Annotated in this window: 15 protein-coding genes; 6 read left to right on the top strand and 9 right to left on the bottom strand. The window is 67.9% G+C overall.

Going from position 1 to position 15650, the window contains the following annotated elements; genetic code table 11:
- Positions 1-40: 40 nt before the first annotated feature.
- Positions 41-967 (bottom strand): LysR family transcriptional regulator, encoded by a 927-nt coding sequence (locus EJO66_RS02450; RefSeq protein ID WP_124957337.1) that lies wholly within the window; start codon positions 965-967, stop codon positions 41-43.
- 98 nt (positions 968-1065) lie between these two features.
- On the opposite strand from EJO66_RS02450, the gene EJO66_RS02445 reads away from it, so the two are divergent.
- The 4 genes from EJO66_RS02445 to EJO66_RS02430 are packed head-to-tail and all read left to right on the top strand — an operon-like array spanning position 1066 to position 5463.
- Positions 1066-2043, top strand: a complete 978-nt coding sequence (locus EJO66_RS02445) for a Bug family tripartite tricarboxylate transporter substrate binding protein (protein ID WP_124957336.1) — start codon at positions 1066-1068, stop codon at positions 2041-2043.
- 12 nt (positions 2044-2055) lie between these two features.
- Positions 2056-3669, top strand: a complete 1614-nt coding sequence (locus tag EJO66_RS02440; RefSeq protein WP_124957335.1) for a gamma-glutamyltransferase family protein — start codon at positions 2056-2058, stop codon at positions 3667-3669.
- 21 nt (positions 3670-3690) lie between these two features.
- On the top strand, positions 3691-4641 hold the full coding sequence (locus EJO66_RS02435; RefSeq protein ID WP_124957334.1) for a DMT family transporter: 951 nt from the start codon (positions 3691-3693) through the stop codon (positions 4639-4641).
- 27 nt (positions 4642-4668) lie between these two features.
- Positions 4669-5463, top strand: coding sequence for an SDR family oxidoreductase (locus EJO66_RS02430; protein ID WP_124957333.1), 795 nt, complete (start codon positions 4669-4671; stop codon positions 5461-5463).
- Between the two features lie 36 nt (positions 5464-5499).
- Here EJO66_RS02430 and EJO66_RS02425 read toward each other — a convergent pair whose 3' ends face one another.
- The gene (locus tag EJO66_RS02425) at positions 5500-6408 is read right to left on the bottom strand and encodes a DMT family transporter (RefSeq protein WP_125964561.1); all 909 of its coding nucleotides are present in this window, start codon (positions 6406-6408) and stop codon (positions 5500-5502) included.
- A gap of 101 nt (positions 6409-6509) precedes the next feature.
- Here EJO66_RS02425 and EJO66_RS02420 point away from each other — a divergent pair, with 101 nt between their 5' ends.
- Both EJO66_RS02420 and EJO66_RS02415 read left to right on the top strand, forming a co-directional pair.
- Positions 6510-7493, top strand: coding sequence for a quinone oxidoreductase family protein (locus EJO66_RS02420; RefSeq protein WP_124957499.1), 984 nt, complete (start codon positions 6510-6512; stop codon positions 7491-7493).
- Positions 7494-7616: 123 nt separating this feature from the next.
- Positions 7617-8027: a response regulator gene (locus EJO66_RS02415; protein WP_125964560.1), complete on the top strand. Its 411-nt coding sequence runs from the start codon at positions 7617-7619 to the stop codon at positions 8025-8027.
- 16 nt (positions 8028-8043) lie between these two features.
- On the opposite strand, the gene EJO66_RS02410 is transcribed toward EJO66_RS02415, so the two are convergent.
- From EJO66_RS02410 to EJO66_RS02380, 7 genes are all read right to left on the bottom strand, one after another.
- Entirely contained in the window at positions 8044-9705 is a 1662-nt protein-coding gene (locus tag EJO66_RS02410; protein ID WP_125964559.1) for a Na/Pi cotransporter family protein, read from the bottom strand.
- Positions 9706-9768: 63 nt separating this feature from the next.
- Positions 9769-10623, bottom strand: a complete 855-nt coding sequence (locus EJO66_RS02405; protein WP_124957329.1) for a phosphodiesterase — start codon at positions 10621-10623, stop codon at positions 9769-9771.
- Positions 10620-11681, bottom strand: a complete 1062-nt coding sequence (locus tag EJO66_RS02400) for an ABC transporter ATP-binding protein (RefSeq protein ID WP_124957328.1) — start codon at positions 11679-11681, stop codon at positions 10620-10622. Before EJO66_RS02400 ends, EJO66_RS02405 begins: the two co-directional genes overlap by 4 nt.
- Positions 11671-12471 carry an ABC transporter permease gene (locus tag EJO66_RS02395; protein ID WP_124957327.1) on the bottom strand — a complete coding sequence of 267 codons (801 nt, stop codon included), beginning with the start codon at positions 12469-12471 and terminating at the stop codon, positions 11671-11673. The genes EJO66_RS02400 and EJO66_RS02395 overlap by 11 nt, the downstream gene beginning before the upstream one ends.
- Positions 12472-12487: 16 nt before the next feature.
- Positions 12488-13315 (bottom strand): ABC transporter permease, encoded by an 828-nt coding sequence (locus EJO66_RS02390; protein WP_124957326.1) that lies wholly within the window; start codon positions 13313-13315, stop codon positions 12488-12490.
- 13 nt (positions 13316-13328) lie between these two features.
- Positions 13329-14348: an ABC transporter substrate-binding protein gene (locus EJO66_RS02385; RefSeq protein ID WP_420856667.1), complete on the bottom strand. Its 1020-nt coding sequence runs from the start codon at positions 14346-14348 to the stop codon at positions 13329-13331.
- 47 nt (positions 14349-14395) lie between these two features.
- Complete coding sequence (locus tag EJO66_RS02380; RefSeq protein ID WP_124957325.1) at positions 14396-15409, bottom strand: LacI family DNA-binding transcriptional regulator; 1014 nt, start codon at positions 15407-15409, stop codon at positions 14396-14398.
- Positions 15410-15650: the final 241 nt, after the last annotated feature.

The following is a 15650-nucleotide window of genomic DNA, read 5'->3' as shown; positions in this document are numbered from 1 at the left end:
TTCACGAAGAAAACCGCGGCGCCTTCGGGCGCCGTTTTTTTCAGGGCTTGTTTGCGCGCGGCGGTTTCATGTGCTGCCGTGCCATGGCCAAAAAGGCCAGCGCCGCCGGGCTCAGCGGATGCTTGGCCAGCCGCACCGCGACGACCGGGTATTCGAGCGTCGGACGTGTCACCGCCACGGCGCGCAGATTGCCCGGCATCAGCACCTCCACATAGCGCGGCAGCAACGCCACGCCCGCGCCCGCCTGAATGAGGCCGAAAGCCGTCGACAGCATCGAGACGTGATGCACCACCTGCGGATACACGTTCGCCACGCTCGACAGCTGGCGGCTCACCGCGCGCCAGATGTTTGCGTCCGGGTTGACGTGGATGAAGGGCAGCGCATCGAGGTGCTTCGCATCGACAACCACGCGCTGCGCGAGCGGATGGTCGTCGCGTACGAAGAGGGCCATGCGCTCGGTGAACAGCGGCTCGGTCGCGAGTTCGGAGTGTTTCTGCCCGATGTCAGAACCGAAGCCCAGGTCGGCCTCCTGCGAGAGGATGCGCGAGATCATCTGCTCGGCCGTGCTGTCGAGCAGCGTGATCGCGAGCGTCGGGTGCTTCTGCGAGAAGCGGCCGAGCATCGGCGGCAGCAGGGCGCCCGCCGTGAGGTGACCCACGGCCAGAACCACGCGCCCTTCGCGCAGCTGCGACTGGGAGCGGCAAGCGCCCACCGATTCATCGATCATCCGCAGCGCCCGCACGGCCGTCTCGACCATCAGTTGGCCCGCGCTCGTGAGCTGGATACGGCGGCCGCGCACGATGAGCGGCTGTCCGAGCTGCTCTTCCATGCGCTTGACCAGATGGCTGATGGCCGGCTGCGTCAGCTGCAGGCTTTCCGCTGCCAATGTGAAGCTGCCCGATTCGGCGACCGCCGCCAGCGCCCGCAACTGCTGCAGCGAGACTTCTTCCGTGGCGTTCTTCGTCATAAGCAGCGCTCATAGTTGAATAAGCTGAATTATCTGGCTTGATGCATGGCGGCTGCATAGCATGCGAGGTTTCTCCACGGGGCCAGAATCCAAGCACCATGAAAAGAATCCAGTTCCTTCAAGGGGCCGCCGTTGCGCTGCTGTGCATGGCCGCCTCGTCCGCCAGCCTGGCCCAGGGTTACCCGAACAAGCCGATCCGGCTCATCGTGCCGTTCCCCGCGGGCGGCGCCACTGATCTTTTCGCCCGCACGCTCGGGCAAAAGATGGGCGAGAAGCTCGGCACCCAGCTGATCATCGACAACAAGCCCGGCGCCGGCGGGGCCATCGGCTCCGACCAGGCCGCCAAGGCGCCAGCCGACGGCTACACGCTGCTGCTGGCCACCACCAGCACGCATTCGATCGGCCCGGCCGTCGTGCCGAAGCTGCCTTACGACACGGTGCGCGACTTCACGCCCATCGCGCACGTGGGCGATGCGCCGAGCATCATGCTGGTGCCGGTCGACTCGCCCGCAAAGAGCGTGCGCGAATGGATAGCCTACGCACAGAAGAACCCCGGCAAGCTCAACTACGCCTCCAGCGGCAACGGCACCATCGTGCAGCTCACGGCGGAGCTCTTCAAGTCGCAGGCCGGTGTGTTCGTGACGCACATTCCCTACAAGGGCACGGCCCTGGCCATTCCCGACCTGATCAGCGGCAAGGTCGACGTGCTGTTCGACTCGCTTCCCACCGGCATGCCGCACGTGCGTGACGGCCGGCTGCGCGCGCTGGGCGTCACCACGCCCAAGCGCAGCCCGCTCGCGCCCGAACTGCCGCCGATCGCCGACACGCTGCCGGGCTTCGAGTCGAACACCTGGTTCGGCTTCTACGGCCCGAAGGGCCTGCCGGCGGACATCGTGGCGCGCGTCAACAAGGCCGCGAACGAGGCGCTGGCCGATCCCGAGGTGAAGGAAAAGCTTTCGCGCCTGGGCATCGAGCCTGCTGCTGCCGGAACGCCCGAGCAGTTCGCCAGGATGGTGGCTGCCGACGCCGCCAAGTGGAAAAGAATCGTGGTCGAGCGCAAGATCACCAACGAATAGCGAGCACACCCCATGAACTTCGATTTCAGCAACCCCTATCTCTCCACCCGCATTCCGATCTTCGCGCGCAACGTGGTGTCCACGTCGCACCCGCTCGCTTCGCAGGCGGGGCTGCGCATGCTGCAGCAGGGCGGCAATGCCGTCGATGCGGCCATTGCCACGGCGGCCGTGATGACGCTGGTCGAGCCCGTGAGCAACGGCCTGGGCAGCGATGCCTTCTGCATCCTGTGGGACGGCAAGGAACTGCACGGCCTCAACGCCTCGGGCCCCGCGCCCAGGGCCTGGACGCCTGACTACTTCAAGGCCAAGTACGGCGCCGATGCCTCCACGCCGCCGATGCGCGGCATCGATTCGGTCACCGTGCCGGGCGCGGTGCGCGGCTGGGTGGCGCTGAGCGAGCGCTTCGGCAGGCTGCCTTTCGCCGACCTGCTGGCACCCGCCATCGACATTGCCGAGCGCGGCTACCTGGTGCCGCCGGTGGTGCAGCAGAAGTGGGCCGCTGCCACGCCGGTGCTCGAATCGGTGGCGGGCTTCGCGCAGACCTTCATGCCCTGGGGCCGTGCGCCCGAAGTGGGCGAGCTGTTCCGCTTCACGGCCGCCGCGCGCGCGCTCAAGGCCATTGCCCGCACCAAGGGCGAGGCCTACTACAGCGGCGAGATCGCCGAGGCGCTTGCCAGGTTCTCGAAGGAGCAGGGCGGCGCGCTCACGGTGGCGGACCTCTCGGCCTACCAGCCCGAATGGGTCAAGCCGATCTCGCGCGACTACCGCGGCCACACGCTGCACGAGATTCCGCCCAACGGGCAGGGCATTGCGGCGCTGATCGCGCTCGGCATCCTCGAGAAATTCGACATCGCCTCGCTGCCGGTCGACTCGGTGGCTTCGCAGCACCTGCAGATCGAGGCGATGAAGCTCGCCTTCGCCGACGTCTACCGCTACGTGTCGGAGCCATCGTCGATGACGGTGACACCCGCGCAAATGCTCGATGACTCCTACCTCGCATCGCGTGCGAGACTCATCGACGTGAAAAAGGCGCAGGACTTCAAGGCCGGCAACCCCGTCAAGGGCGGCACCATCTACCTCACGGCGGCCGACGAGAGCGGCATGATGGTGAGCTTCATCCAGAGCAACTACATGGGCTTCGGCTCGGGCTGCGTGGAGCCCGAGTTCGGCATCAGCCTGCAGAACCGCGGCCATGGCTTCAGTCTCAAGGCCGAGAGCCCGAACGTCGTGGCGCCGGGCAAGCGGCCGTTCCACACCATCATTCCGGCCTTCCTCACCAAGGACGGCCAGCCGGTGATGAGCTTCGGCGTGATGGGCGGCAACATGCAGCCGCAAGGCCACATGCAGACGCTGGTGCGCATGCTCGACTACAGGCAGAACCCGCAGGCCGCCTGCGATGCGCCGCGCTGGCGCTTCAACGCGGGGCTCGAGATCAATGTCGAGGCCGCGATGGACCCGGCCACGGTGCAGGGCCTGCGGGAGCTCGGCCATCACCTCGACGTCATCAACGACTCCTACCAGGATTTCGGCGCCGGCCAGTTCATCTGGCGCGCGGGCGATCCGTCGGTCGAAGGCTACGTGGCTGCCAGCGATCCGCGCCGCGATGGCCTGGCGGCAGGCTTTTGACGGCTACGCGATGATCGGGGAATGACCAAGTCCGCCGTACAGTCCGGCATTCCCCCTTCTTCTGCCAGCGGCGCAAGGAGCCTTGCGCCCGGCCTCATCCTCGCCTCGCTGGGCGCGGTCGCATTCAGCGGCAAGGCCATCATCGTCAAGCTGGCCTACCGCTACGGCGTGGATGCGATCACGCTGATCATGCTGCGCATGCTGTTCGCGCTGCCGTTGTTCGCGGTGATGGCATGGTGGGCCGGGCGCGGCAAGCCCGCGCTCACCTTGCGCGACTGGCTCGGCGTGGCCGGGCTCGGCTTCTCGGGCTACTACCTGGCGAGCTTTCTCGACTTTGCGGGACTCGCCTACATCTCGGCCAGCTTCGAGCGGCTCATTCTCTATCTCAACCCCACGCTGGTGCTGCTGTTCGGCTGGCTGCTGTACCGGCGGCGCGCCACGCGGCCGCAGGTGCTCGGCATGATCGTGAGCTACGCCGGCGTGCTGCTCGTGTTCGGGCACGAGCTCTGGATCGGCGGCGGCGGCAAGGGCGGCGGGGCGGCGGCCTGGGGCACCTTCCTCGTGTTCCTGAGCGCCGTGAGCTATGCGGCCTACCTTGTCTACAGCGGCGAATTCGTCAAGCGCCTCGGTTCGCTGCGTCTCGTGGGGCTGGCCACCACCGTGGCCTGCCTGCTGTGCATCCTGCAGTTCGTGCTGATGCGGCCGATGAGCGCCGCGCTGCAGGTGGCGCCCGAGGTCATCTGGCTGTCGGTGCTCAACGCCACGCTGTGCACGGCGGTGCCTGTCCTCATGGTCATGATGGCCATCGAGCGCATCGGCCCGGCCATGGCCGCGCAAACCGGCATGATCGGGCCGCTGTCGACCATCCTCATGGGCGTGGTCATACTCGGCGAGCCGTTCACCGCGTGGATCGCGGCCGGCACGGTGCTCGTGATTGCGGGCATCTTCGTTTTCACACGCACGGGGCGCTAGTGCCCCTGCAGTTCAGGAGCAAACAACATGGATTTGGGCATTGCAGGCAAGACCGCGCTGGTGTGCGGCGCGAGCAAGGGACTCGGCTACGGCTGCGCCGAGGCGCTGGTGCGCGAGGGCGTGAACGTGGTGATCGTGGCACGCGGCGCCGAGGCGCTCGAAGCGGCGGCTGCGAAGCTGGCTGCGGCGGCAGCCGGTTCGCCGGCGCCTTTCGTCAAGCACGTGGCCGCCGACATCACCACCGAGGCCGGCCGCGCGGCGGTGTTCGCGCTCGGCCACGACTTCGACATCGTCGTCACCAACGCCGGCGGCCCGCCCCCGGGCGATTTCCGCAACTGGGACCGCGAGGCATGGATCAAGGCGGTCGACGCCAACATGCTGACGCCCATCGAGCTCATCAAGGCCACGGTCGACGGCATGGCAAAGCGCGGTTTCGGGCGCATCGTCAACATCACCTCGAGCTCGGTGAAGTCGCCCATCGACATCCTCGGCCTCTCCAACGGCGCGCGCAGCGGCCTCACGGGCTTCGTGGCCGGCGTGGCACGCACGCCCATTGCCGCACAGGGCGTGACCATCAACAATCTGTTGCCCGGTTCCTTCGACACCGACCGCCTGAAGGGCACGATGGCCGGCGCGGCGCAGAAGTCGGGGCAGGACTTCGACACCGTGTGGGAAGCCCGCAAGAAGAACATTCCGGCCAGGCGCTTCGGCACGCCCGCCGAGTTCGGCGCCATCTGCGCCTTTCTCTGCAGCATGCAGGCCGGCTACATGACGGGGCAGAACATCCTCGCCGACGGCGGCGCCTACCCCGGCACTTACTGAGCTCGCCCCAGGGTTTGCGCACTTCGTGTCGCGCGCCTATGGGCGCCGTGAGGACACCACGATCCCGCCCACGATCAGCGCAAAGGCCGCGCCGTGGTACCAGTGCGGCGGCTCGCGCAGGAAGGCCGCGGACAGCAGCGCGGCGAACAGCGGCGTGAGGTTCATGAAGAAGCTCGCGGCCTGCGGTCCCGCATGCTGCACGCCGCTGCCCCAGCAGCGGTAGGCCACCACGGCCGGGCCGATGCCGATGAATGCCAATGCCGCCAGCAGCGGCCATCCAAGTTCCATGCGGGCGTCGGTCAGCGTCCATTCCCCGGCCGCGAACAGGCCCGACCATGCGAGGCCGAACACCAGCTGCGCCATCAGGAACGCGGCCCAGTCCTGCCGCACGCCCTGCGGCTCCCGCGTGCGCGCGAGGAACCAGCTGTAGAACGCCCAGGCGATGGTGCCCAGGATCATGTAGAGATCGCCCGGCACCAGCCGCAGCGCGAGCAGCTGCCGCCATTCGCCCCGGCTCAGCACCAGCAGCACGCCCAGCATCGAGAGCAGCGAACCGCCGATCTCGCGTCCGCCGACACGCGCGCCGAAGAAAATGGCGCCCACCGCCAGCATCCACAGCGGCAGGCTGGAGCCCACCAGCGTGACGTTGATCGGCGCGGAGGTCTGCAGCGCCAGGTACTGGAATGCGTTGTAGCAACCGATGCCCAGCAGCCCCAGCACCGAATAGCGCTTCCAGTGCGCCCACATCGGACTGCCGCGGCACAGCACCGGCCATGCGAGCGGCAGCAGCAGCACGAACGCGATGATCCAGCGCACGAAGTTCAGCGTGAGCGGCGACACCAGGTCGCGCACCAGGCGGCCGACCACCGCATTGCTCGCCCACAGCAGCGGCGGCACGGTGAGCAGGAAGACGGTGGAAGGCGTGAGGCGCTGCTGGATCTGCATGGCCGCCGACTCTACCGGGCATTCCCCGCCCCCGCCGCGCAAAGGCCAAACGTGGCACCATGCGCCTCTTCTTTTCTGTGCGACTGGAGACTGCAAAGATGATGAGCAAAGCCGTCCGTATCGACCGCCATGGCGGCCCCGAGGAACTGAAGATCGTCGACGTCGAGGTGGGCGAGCCCGGCCCCGGCGAGATCCGCATCCGCCACAAGGCCGTGGGCCTGAATTTCATCGACACCTACCAGCGCAGCGGGCTCTATCCGTTCCAGATGCCGCTGCAGCTGGGCATGGAAGCCTCGGGCGTGGTCGAGGCCGTGGGCGAAGGCGTGGCGCACCTGAAGGTCGGCGACCGCGCCGCCTATGCGAGCCAGCCGCCCGGTGCCTACAGCGAGCTGCGCGTGATGCCGGCCAAGAACGTCTGCAAGCTGCCCGATGCGATCTCCTTCGAGACCGGCGCGGCCATGATGCTCAAGGGCCTCACAACGCAATACCTGCTGAAGAAGACACTGCCCGCGGAAGGCCTGCAGCCCGGCGACTTCATTCTGTTCCACGCGGCGGCCGGCGGCGTCGGCCTGATCGCCTGCCAGTGGGCCAAGGCGCTCGGCCTGCAGCTGATCGGCACGGCCGGCAGCGATGCCAAGTGCAAGCTCGCGCTCGAATACGGCGCGGCGCATGCCATCAACTACAGCACCGAGAACTTCGCGGCCCGCGTGAAGGAGATCACCGGCGGCAAGGGCGTGAAGGTGGTGTACGACTCGGTGGGCAAGGACACCTGGGAAGGCTCCATCGACTGCCTGCGACCGTTCGGCCTGTTGGCCGTGTTCGGCAACGGTTCGGGCCCGGTGCCGCCGATCGGCCTGGGCACGCTCGCGTCCAAGGGCTCGCTCTATGTGACCCGGCCGACGCTGTTCACGCACATTGCCACGCGCGAGAGCACGCAGGCCATGGCGGACGACCTGTTCGCCGTGGTGCAGAGCGGCGCGGTGAAGATCCCGATCGACCAGCGCTATGCCCTGGCCGACGTGCAGCAGGCGCACCGCGACCTGGAAGCGCGCAAGACCACCGGCTGCACCATCCTCACGCTCTGAGGCTGGGGCCGCGGCTGGCTCGCTGGAGGGCCAGCCTTGTCCTACCCGGGGTGGGGTGTCATGCCTGCGTCTTGTGCAAGGTGCATTTTGTAGCCTTCAGCAAAGCCAGTGAAGGCCAGCGCCATGGACACCGTCAGAACCTTCATCGTCGAGGACAACCCCGCCATCCGCGAGAACCTGGCCGGCACGCTGCGCGAGGTGGCGCGGGTCGATCCGGTGGGCCAGGCCGAAACCGAGAGCGAGGGCACGCGCTGGCTCGCGGGCAATCTATCGCAGTGGGACCTGGCCATCGTCGACCTGTTCCTCAAGGACGGCACCGGCTTCGGCGTGCTCGAGGCCTGCCGCAACCGCGAGCCGAATCAGAAGATGGTGGTGCTCAGCAACTACCTGACCCCGGAGATGCGCCGCAAGTGCATACAGCTGGGCGCCGACGCGGTGTTCGACAAGGCCACGGAGCTCGATGACCTGATCGATTTCTGCCAGCGCCGCCGGCAGGAGCAGTTCGTGGCCCCGCCGTTTCCTGCGGCGCACTGACCGAACCCGCGCGCGATCAGCCCTCGATCTTCCCCAGCCGCGATTCGCGCAGCCGGCTCGGCGCCAGCGCGCCCGCCGATTCGAGGATCGGATAGGCAATGGAACAGATGTGCGAGTTGATCCGCTTCAGGTCGCTGATCAGGTCGATGTGCAGCGAGCTGGTCTCCATGCTCAGCGTGGTGCGGTCGGAGAGCCGGTCGAGGTGGGTGGTGGCATAGGCCCGCTCGAGGTCGCGAAAGCGCGCCTTTTCCTCCAGCAGCCGCTGCGCATCGCGCACGTTGCCGTTCAGGAAGACGCTCATGCTCAGCCGCAGGTTGGCGACCAGCCGTCCGTGCAGCTCCACGATTTCCGCCATGCCCGCCTCGGAGAAATTGCGCTGCGGCTTGATCTTCTTGTCTTCGATGTCGATGATCACGCGCTCGATGATGTCGCCGATCTGCTCCATGTTGATGGTGAAGCTGATGATGTCGGTCCAGCGCCGGCTTTCTTCCTCGCCAAGGGCCTCGCGCGAGATGCGCGTCATGTAGTACTTGATGGCCGAGTAGAGCTCGTCCACCGTGTCGTCGAGCTGCCGCAGTTCCTGCGCCAGGCGCAGGTCGTTGTGGCGGATCACGTCGAGCGTGCCGATGAGCATGGTCTCCACCACGTCGGCCTGGTGCAGCGCCTCGCGCGCCGCGTTGGAAATGGCGAGCGAGGGCGTCGAGAGCGCGGAGGGGTCGAGGTGATGCGGCCGCGTGGAGGAGGCCGGCAGCGGCGGCACCGGCAGCATCTTCGTGACCAGCGTGGCGACCCGCTGCGTGAGGCCGATGAAGCCCACGCTGATGATCACGTTGAACGCCAGGTGGAACAGCACCACGCCGTGGGTCGCGTTCGGCACGTGCGGCTGCACATGGCGCAGCCAGAGCCCGACGAAAGGCGCGAGGATGGCCACGCCCAGCGCCTTGAACAGCAGGTTGCCCATCGTGACCTGCCGCACCGGCACGGCGGACTTGGCCGTGGTCAGCACCGCCAGCAGGCCGCTGCCGAGGTTGGCGCCCAGCACCAGCCCGAGCGCTACATCCAGCGGAACCACGTTGGAGCTGGCCATGGCCGCCACCAGAAGCACGACGGCCAGGCTCGAATAGGCCACGATCGCCAGCACCGCGCCGATGGTGATCTCGAGCAGCACGTCGCTGTTGAGCGAGGCCAGCAGCACCCGGACGGCCGGCGCTGAAAAGAGAGGTTCGGTCGCTTCCACCACCAGCTGCAGCGCCAGCAGCATCAGCCCCAGGCCGATGAGCACCCGGCCCACGCGGCCCGCCATGCTGGCCGAGCGCGAAATGAACAGCACCACCCCCACGAAGATGAACATCGGCGACAGCCACGAGAGGTCGGCCGAGAACAGCACCGAAATGAGCGCCGTGCCCACGTCCGCCCCGCGCATCACCGCCAGCGCCGCCGGCAGCGTGACCAGGCCTTGCCCCACGAAGGAGGAGGTCATCAGCGAGGTGGCGGTGCTCGACTGCACCAGGGCCGTGACGCCGATGCCCGACAGCGCGGCCGTGAAGCGGTTGCGCATGCTCTGCACCAGGATCTTGCGCAGGTTGGCGCCGAACACGCGCAGCACGCCCGTGCGCACGAGGTGCGTGCCCCACACCAGCAGGGCGACGGCGGCGAGCAGGTTCAGGAGGTGCTTCATGGATGCCGGTTTCTATCCTTTTCGTTTTTGTTCGTTTGCGGCCCCATTTTCCACATGTATGGCTCAGTCGATCAACGCTCCGTTGTCATGGAAGGGAAAAGGCCCTTCGAAGGTGCCGGAAGCCGCCAGATGGGTCACGAGCCGGCCGTCCCGGGCGGACCAGGCATGGACCCTGAAGCCCGGCGGCTCCAGCGTCCAGGCCGACGGTGCATCGGGCGACAGATCCAGGCAGACCTGGTGCGCCGGCGCCGGTGAAGTCGATGCGATGGTGCCGCCGAAGCGCACGTCGATGGCGCGGTGCAGGTGGCCGCAGATCACGCGCTCCACGTTGCGGTGCCGCGCGACCAGCGCCTCGAGCGCCTCGGCACCCTGCAACAGGCCGATCTCGTCCATGTGGCCGATCAGCGTGCGAAAAGGCGGGTGGTGCATGGCAATCACCACCGGCTCGCCGCGGCATGCATCGAGCTGCTCCTCGAGCCAGGCCAGCCGTTCGCCGCACAGTTCGCCGTGGCTTGCGCCCGGCACGCAGGTGTCCAGCGTGAGCAGGCGCAGCGCGCCAACGCGCACCGAATACTGCACGAAGCCGGCCGAGCCGACGCCCGCCGCCAGGTAGGCATGGCCGGGAAAACTGCGGCGCAGCTGGTCGCGCTCGTCATGGTTGCCCGGCATCAGGTAAACAGGCATGGTGAGCGGCGCCAGCAGGCGCGCCAGATGCTCGTATTCGGCCGCGCGGCCGAAGTCGCTGAGGTCGCCCGTGATCACGACGGCGTCGGGCTGCTGCGGCAGCCGCAGCACCGACTGCACTGCGCGCTCCAGGTAGGGCGCGGTGTCGATGCGGCCATAGGCCAGGCGTCCCGGCTCGCGGATGTGCAGGTCGGTCAGCTGGACCAGGAAAGTGGTGTCTTCTGTCGTCGTCATGCGATGGTCTCCTGCGACGTCATCAGGCGATCGGGCTGGATGCGCAGGCCCACAGGATCGCCGGGGCCGAAAGGCGTGTCGCGGCCCACGTCGGCCACGAGCAGGGGCTGGTCCTGCACGCGCAATTGCAGCTGCACGCGGTCGCCGAGGAAGGTGCGGCGTTCGACCGTGGCGGCGCCCCAGTCGGGCCGCGGCGCGCTCACTTCGACGTCTTCGGGGCGCACCAGCAGCATCGCATGGCTGCGCCAGGCGGGTGGGCAAGGCAGGGTGCTTCCGCCGAGTCGGACAACGCCTTGCGCAACGGCGTCGGCTTCGCGCGCGAGACGGTTGACGCGGCCCAGGAACTCCGCAACGAAGGGATGCGCCGGCGCGCGGTACAGCTCTTCGCCGCGGCCGATCTGCACGATGCGCCCGGCGCTCATCACCGCCAGGCGGTCGGCAATGGCCAGGGCCTCCTGCTGGTCGTGCGTGACGTGGATGGCCGTGATGTGCAGCCGGCGCAGCAGCTCGGCGAGTTCGTCGCGCAGCGACTCCTTGAGCTTGGCGTCGAGCGCTGCCAGCGGCTCGTCGAGCAGCAGCACGCGCGGGCGCACGGCCACGGCACGCGCCAGCGCCACGCGCTGCCGCTGGCCGCCCGAGAGCTCGGCGGGGCGCTTGTTCTCCAGGCCGCGCAGGCGCGTCAGGTCGACCAGCTCGCCCACCGCGCGCCTTTCCTCTTCCGGCGCCACGCCGCGGATGCGCAGCCCATAGCCGATGTTGGCCGCCACCGTCATCTGCGGAAAAAGCGCATAGCTCTGGAACACCATGCCCACGCCGCGATGCTCCACCGGCCGATCGGTGACGTCCTGCCCGCCGAACACGATGCGGCTGCCCTCGTCGGGTGCTTCGAGCCCCGCGATCAGCCGCAAGAGCGTGGTCTTGCCGCAGCCCGAGGGCCCGAGCAGCGCAAGCACCTCGCCGGCCTCCACGTGCAGGTGGGTGGGCAGCAGGCCGCGCGTGCCGTCGGCGTAGGTTTTCGCGCAGTTCGCGATGTCGATGGGAATGCGTTCAAGTTCCATGGCGTTTCTGCATCAGGTTGGCAAGGTACTGCAGGCCCCACAGCACCGGAAGAATGACCGCGAAGAAGACCAGCGTATAGGCCGATCCGATCTCGATGCGCATCGAGGCATAGCTGTCGGCCAGGCCCACGGGCAGGGTGCGCGTGAGCGGCGTGTGCAGCATCCACGTGAGGTTGAACTCGCCCACCGAGAGCGTGAACACCATCAGGCTGCCGGCGACGATGGCGGGGAACACGGCCGGCACGAGGATGCCCATGAAGCGCTGGCGGAAGTTCGCGCCCAGCGAGCGGGCCGCTTCCTCGAGCGCGAGCAGGTCGTCGCGCTGGAAGGCCGAACTCACAGTGCGCACCATGAACGGCAGCGTGAACACCATGTGACCGACGAGAATGAAGGCGAAGCTCTGGCGGAAGGCCGTGAGCTGGCCGTAGGCGAGGATCAGCGCCAGCGCCGTGGCCAGTCCCGGCACCGCCACCGGCAGCGTGAGCAGCTCCTCGAAGATGTGCGCGGCGCGTGAGCGGCTGCGTGCCAGCGCATAGGCGCAGGGCACGCCCAGCAGCACGGTGCCGGCCACGCAGGCCAGCGCCAGCGCGAGCGACCAGCCGACGGTGCCGCCGTAGTTCTCCCACACCTCGCCGAGCCAGCGCAGCGTGAGGCCGCTCTTCAGGCCCGCGCTGTAGTTGTTGACGAGGCCCGCCATCACCGACAGCAGCATCGGCGCGATCATGAAGAGGCTCACGAGCACGGTGATGGCCAGCAGGAAGGGCGCGCGGGGTTGCGTGTTCTTGCGCATGAAGGAGTTCCTTGATTCAGCGCGCGACCGGGTTGGCGCCGAAGCGCCGCGCGGCGAACAGCACCAGCCAGGTCACGAGGCCCAGCGCAATCGACAGCGACGCGGCGAGCGCGAAGTTGGCGTAGTTGGTGAACTCGTTGTAGATGGTGATGGGGATCACTTCGAACTTGCTGGCCAGCGTGAAGGCGGTGCCGAAGGCGCCCATCGAGGTGGCGAACAGGATTGCGCCGCATGCGAGCGTGGTGGGCGCGAGCTCGGGCAGCCACACGTCGCGCGCCACGCAGAGGCGCGAGGCGCCGAGCGAGCGCGCGGCTTCTTCGAGCTGCATGTTCATGGCCTCGGCCGCGGCGGCATAGGTGGCAATGGCGCGCGGCAACGAGAAGTAGAGGTACGCGAGGAACAATCCGAGCAGGCCGTAGGCGAAGGTGATGCGTTCGCCGAACAGGCTGTCGCCGATGTCGGCCACCAGCCCTTGCCGCCCGCCGAGCAGGATCACGAAGAAGCCGATGATCACGCCCGGAAAGGACAGCGGCAGCGTGAGCAGCGACAGCAGCATGCGCTTGCCCGCGAAGGCGTGCCGCGCAAGATAGATGCCGACGGCGGCGCCGAGCACCAGTGTTGCCAGTGTCACTGCCACCGACAGCGCCACCGTGTTGGCCATGCTCTGCAGGTAGCGCGAGTCGGTCAGCACTGCGAAATAGGTGGACCAGCCCTTGCCCGCCGGCAGCGTGAGCAGGCGCACCACGGGCAGCAGCCAGAAGGCCGCGAAGAACACCGCGGCGGGTGCTGCGCAGGCCAGCAGGCGCCAGCGGGGGTTCCAGGCATTGGCCGGCGATGACTTCATGGCACGGGCTTCTTCAGCGCACTTCCTTCAGATAGCGGTCGGAGAACGCACGCTGCGCCTCGGCCATGCGGGCGTAGTCGACGCTCTTCGCGCGGGCGTATTCGCTGGCAGGCAGGAACTGCGCCTCGATGTCCTTGGGCATTGCGCTCGCGCGCACCGGCCGCAGGTAGGCCTTGGCCCAGATCGCCTGGCCCTCGTCGGACAGCACGAAGTCGAGCACCTTCTTGCCCTCGGCCGCATGCGGCGCCTTGGCGACCAGGCTCATCACGTAGGGCACGGCCAGCGTGCCTTCGCTCGGAATGACGAAGGCGACGTTGGCCTTGTCCTTGTACTTGGCGCGGTAGGCGTTGAAGTCGTAGTCGAGCAGGATCGCGATCTCGCCCGACAGCACGCGTGCATAGGACGTCTGCTTGGGCACGATGGGCTCGTTCTTCTGCAGCGCCTTGAAGTAGTCGATCGCCGGCGCGAAGTTGTCAAGCGTGCCGCCGCGCGCCTCGTTCACCGCCACCGCGCCGACATAGCCCACGAAGGCCGAGGCCGGATCGAGGTACCCGATCAGGCCCTTGTATTCGGGCTTGAGCAGGTCGGCCCACGACTTCGGAATCGGCTTGCCCTTGAGCGCATCGACATTGACCATGAAGCCGAGCGTGCCCGAGTGGATGGTGAACCAGTTGCCGGCCGGGTCCTTCAGGCCATCGGGAATGTCTTTCCACGCGGCCGGCTTGTAGGGCTCGACCACGCCGTCCTTCTGGGCCTGCACCGCGAAGGTCACGCCCAGGTAGGTGACGTCGGCCACGGGGCTGGCCTTCTCGGCCACCAGCTGTGCGAGCGACTGGCCCGAGTTCTTGTTGTCGGCCGGCACGGTGATGCCGGTCTTGGCCTTGATGGCCTTGAGCTGCGAGCCCCAGTCGGCCCATTCGGTGGGGCAGTTGTAGCAAATGGCGGTCTGGGCCATGGCCGCGGTGCTGCCGGCGGCAATCGCGGCGGCGAGCAGGCCCAGGCGGGCCATGCGGGAGAAACGGAAAGACAACATGAAAGAGCTCCTTGGATGGTGAGGGGCGGTGGTAGCGGGGTGATCGATCAGCGGGTGGCGGTGGTGTCGCGCGCGGCCGCGCACGACTCGCCGTCCCGGAAGAAGTACGGCAGCAGCAGGCTCGCATCGGCCTGCAGCGTGGTGCCGCCGGCCATCGCCTGGATCAGCAGTTCGACGCTGCGGCGGCCGATGTCGTCGTTGGGCTGTGCGATGGTGGTGAGCGCCGGCGTCAGGTCTTCGCCGAGCGCGATGCCGTCGAAGCCGATGACACTGAGGTCGTCCGGCACGCCGAGGCCGCCCAGGTGCGCGGCGCGGATGCTGCGGATGGCGAGCAGGTCGTTCGAGCAAATCAATGCGGTGGGTCGGCCGGGCGCCTGCAGCACGCCGGCGAGCGCATCGACCGCGCTTTCGACAAACGGCACCTCGATCAGCGGCGGCGCCTTGAGCCCGGCATCGGCCATGCCCTTGCGGTAGCCGCGATAGCGCTGCTGCGCGCGGTCGGAGGCGGCGAGCGTGCCGCTGACCATCGCGATGCGGCGATGCCCGTGCAGCACCAGCCGCGCTACCGCATCGGCCACGGCCGCTTCGCCGTCGACGGTCACGCAGGGATGGTCGGGGTGCCTGTTGTAGGCCAGCACGTAGGGCGTGGCGGTGCTGCGCAGCCGGGCCAGCGCGGCCGACGTGGAAGGATTGGAGACCACGAGGATCAGCCCGTCGACATTGCCGGCCAGAAGCAGGTGGACCGCACGCTCTTCCTCGTCGAGCTGGTAGCCCGTGGTGACCGGAATGATCGCGTAGCCGCCGGCGATGGCCGCGCGCGCGATGCCCTGCAGGCATTCGGCAAAGGTCGGATTCAGCAGCGTCGGCAGCACCACGCCCAGCGCACGGCTGCGCTGGGTGCGCAAGGTGCGCGCGCTGGCATTCGGCACGTAGTCGAGTTCACGCGCGACGCGCTCTACCAGCTCCCGCGTGGAGCGGGTCACCTTGTCGGGGAAATTGAAGGCCCGCGACACGGTGGCCACGGAAACTCCGGCTTTGGCTGCAACGGCTTGGATGCTCATCGTGCGGTGTCATGTAATCGATTACATTTCACCGCGGCAGTATGACCCCGCTATGACAGCCGATGAAGTGGGGAGAAACCCTCGCGTGCGTCGAGGCCCGTCTTGCTCCCGCTCCCTCCGGGAGAGGGCCGGGGTGAGGGCAGCGGCAGCAACGTCACGACCAGTGCCCGGCAGGCGGTACGGTGGGGCCGACCGCGCCGCCTGCCGGGCGCGCTCCCAAAAGCCGCCCGCGCGCGCCTAG

This window comes from Variovorax beijingensis, assembly GCF_003951285.1.
In the GTDB taxonomy this organism is placed as follows: Bacteria; Pseudomonadota; Gammaproteobacteria; order Burkholderiales; family Burkholderiaceae_C; genus Variovorax; species Variovorax beijingensis.
Note: the sequence above shows the minus strand (reverse complement) of the source record. Positions and strands in the feature narration are given on the sequence as shown.